We start from the raw sequence: 3,223 nt of genomic DNA on the forward strand, positions 1-3,223 counted from the left end.
CACCGGCGCTGGCCGCCACCACCTCCACCCGCACCGAAACCGGACGCCTGGAATGGCGCGAGGGCGACCATCATCTGGTCGTGGATGCCAACCAGGGCATCGTGCGGGTCACCACCACCGAGCCGGGCACCTACTTCGGCGTGCGCGCCGGCGACAGGATCCTGAGCATCGACGGCAAGCCGGTGCGCACGATCGCCGACCTGACCGATACGCTGGCCGCTACGCACCGCACGCGACTGCCGATGACGGTGGTGCGCAGGGGCGATCAGATGAGCCTGGATGTGACCACTGCCGCCTGGAGCAAGGTAGTCCCGGCGGCTCCTCCGGCGCCTCCGGCACCGCCAGCGCCCCCGGCACCGCCCACCCCGCGCAGCTGAGGCACCCGCGCGCCGGGCCATCTCCACGTTGGCCCGGCGCTCCGGTACTCTTGATTCCACTTCCTGGCTTTCGATGCCGCATGCCTTCAATCCTGATCATTGACGACAACGCCAGCGTCGGCACCGCATTGGAAGTGCTGTTCTCGCTGCACGACATCGATGCGCTGCACGCGTTGTCACCCGACGCCGGACTGGCGTTGCTGGAACAACATCCGGTGGACCTGGTCATCCAGGACATGAACTTCACCGAAGACACCACCTCCGGTGAGGAAGGCGAGGCCCTGTTCCAGCAGATCCGTGCCCGCCATCCGGACCTGCCGGTGATCCTGCTGACCGCCTGGACCCACTTGAGCAGCGCCGTGGACCTGGTCCGCGCCGGCGCCGCCGATTACCTGGCCAAACCCTGGGACGACCGCAAGCTGCTGGTCACGGTCAACAACCTGCTGGAACTGTCTGAAACCCGTCGCGAGCTGGACCGCCGCCGCGAGCGCGAGCAGCGCAACCGCTCGGCGCTGGAAGCCCGCTACGACCTGCGCGGTGCGGTGGTTGCCGACCCGGCCAGCGAGCGCGTGGTGAACCTCGCCTGCCAGGTGGCGCGCTCGGCACTGCCGGTGCTGATCACCGGACCCAACGGCGCCGGCAAGGAGAAGATCGCCGAGATCATCCAGGCCAATTCGCTGGTGGCCAAGGGCCCGTTCGTCGCGCTCAACTGCGGCGCCATTCCCGCCGAACTGATCGAGGCCGAATTGTTCGGCAGCGAGGCCGGCGCGTATACCGGCGCCAACAAGGCACGCGAAGGCAAGTTCGAGGCCGCCGATGGCGGCACGCTGTTCCTGGACGAGATCGGCAATCTTTCGCTGGGCGGGCAGATGAAACTGCTGCGCGTGCTGGAAACCGGACGCTTCGAGCGGCTGGGCTCCAACCGCGAACGCCAGGTCAAGGTGCGGGTGATCAGTGCCACCAATGCCGACCTGCCGGCGATGATCCGCGATGGCCAGTTCCGCGAAGATCTGTACTACCGCCTCAACACCGTGGAGCTGGCGCTGCCGCCGCTGGCCGAACGGGCCGGCGACATCCTGCCGCTGGCCGAACGCTTCATGGACGGCGACAAGCCATTGTCCGCCGCCGCGGCCACCGCGTTGCAGCGACACACCTGGCCGGGCAACGTGCGCGAACTGCGCAACGTACTGCAACGCGCCCAGCTGCTGGCCAGCGGGCCGCGCATCGAAGTGACCGATCTCAACCTGCCGCGGGGGGCCAGCGCACCGCGCCCGGCCAGCCCGACGGTCGACCCGGACCGCAGCCATATCGAAGCCGCGCTGGGCCGCAACCACGGCATCATCGCCCAGACCGCCGCCGAACTTGGCCTGAGCCGGCAGGCGCTGTACCGGCGCATGGACCGCTACGGTATTCCGCGCGAATGAAGCGCAGCTCGTTCACCTTCCGGCTGTTCCTGCGCCTGCTGCCGGTACTGGCGCTGGCAGCCGCTTTTCCGTGGTACCTGGCCTACTGGCTGGACCATGGCTGGTTGATCAGCGCGGTCTCCCTGATCGTACTGCTGTCGGTGATGTGGTGGAGCCTGCGCCGCGCCACCGCACCGGTGCGTTCACTGTTGCGCGCCTTGTCCGGCACCACCAGCAGCTACCGCGATGGCGAGTACAACTTCGGCGTGTACTGGCCGGGCAACGATGAACTGGGCGACCTGGTAAAGGCCCACCGCGAGCTGGGCGATGTACTGCGCGAACAACGCCAGGGCCTGGTGCAACGCGAGCTGCTGCTGGACACGATGGTGCAGAACACCCCGGTGTCGATGCTGCTGCTGGCCAATGGCGGCGATGGTATCCAGCGCGTGGCGTTCTCCAACCTGGCCGCGCGTCGGCTGCTGCATAACGGCTGGAAGCTGGAAGGCCAGCGCATGCAGGACGTGCTGCAAACCATGCCGGTGGAGTTGCGCGACGCGATCGTGCGCGGTGGCGACAGCCTGTTCGCCGTGCATGACGAAGGCAGCGACGATGAAGAGGACGAACAGGTTTACCACCTGTCGCGCCGCAACTTCCACCTCAACGGACGCCCCCACGACCTGTTGCTGATCCGCCTGCTCACCGCCGAGCTGCGCCGCCAGGAAGTGCAGACGTGGAAGAAGGTGATCCGGGTAATCAGTCATGAACTCAACAACTCGCTCGCGCCGATCGCGTCACTGGCACATTCCGGCGGCGAGCTGGTGCGGCGTGGCAAGACCGAGCGCCTGGAGGAAGTGTTCGCCACCATCGAAGATCGTGCGCGGCACCTGGAAGGCTTCATCCGCGGCTATGCGCGCTTTGCCAAGCTGCCGCAACCGCAGCTGCAGAACGTGCAATGGCTGCAGTTCCTGACCAGCCTGCAGCACCAGATCGCGTTCCGCATGAGCGGCATCAGCGATGAACTGCACAGCCGGGTGGATATCGCCCAGCTCGGCCAGGCGCTGTTGAACCTGCTCAAGAACGCGCACGAAGCCTGCAGCGAAGCCGAACCGCCCAACGACGACGTCGAAGTGCGGCTGACCCGGCTGCCGCAGTGGCTGCGGCTGGAAGTACTCGATCGCGGCAAGGGCATGAACGAGGCCGTGCTGCAGAACGCGCTGATGCCGTTCTATTCGACCAAGCGCAACGGCACCGGACTGGGCCTGGCCCTCACACGCGAGATCGTCGAAGCGCACGGCGGTCGCATCTCGCTGCAGAACCGCCGCGAAGGCGGCCTGTGCGTGGCGATCTTCCTGCCCATTGCCTGAGGCACGGCCGGCACGCTCATGCCGCCGGTATTGCCTGATGCCGGCCAATGGCCGGCATCACCGCTCAGGCCTTCTTGAC

Annotated in this window: 3 protein-coding genes; all 3 read left to right on the plus strand. The window is 67.0% G+C overall.

Features of this window, described 5'->3' with window-relative positions; all coding sequences use genetic code 11:
• A partial coding sequence (locus ACXJKH_RS17515; RefSeq protein ID WP_457321233.1) for a PDZ domain-containing protein occupies positions 1-377 on the plus strand: 377 nt, incomplete at its 5' end.
• Positions 378-457: 80 nt separating this feature from the next.
• A complete protein-coding gene (locus tag ACXJKH_RS17520) occupies positions 458-1,801 on the plus strand; it encodes a sigma-54-dependent transcriptional regulator (RefSeq protein ID WP_457321235.1) in 1,344 nt (447 codons plus the stop codon).
• Complete coding sequence (locus tag ACXJKH_RS17525; RefSeq protein WP_457321237.1) at positions 1,798-3,144, plus strand: sensor histidine kinase; 1,347 nt, start codon at positions 1,798-1,800, stop codon at positions 3,142-3,144. The genes ACXJKH_RS17520 and ACXJKH_RS17525 overlap by 4 nt, the downstream gene beginning before the upstream one ends.
• Positions 3,145-3,223 lie beyond the last annotated feature (79 nt).

The organism is Stenotrophomonas sp. P5_B8, from assembly GCF_054049855.1.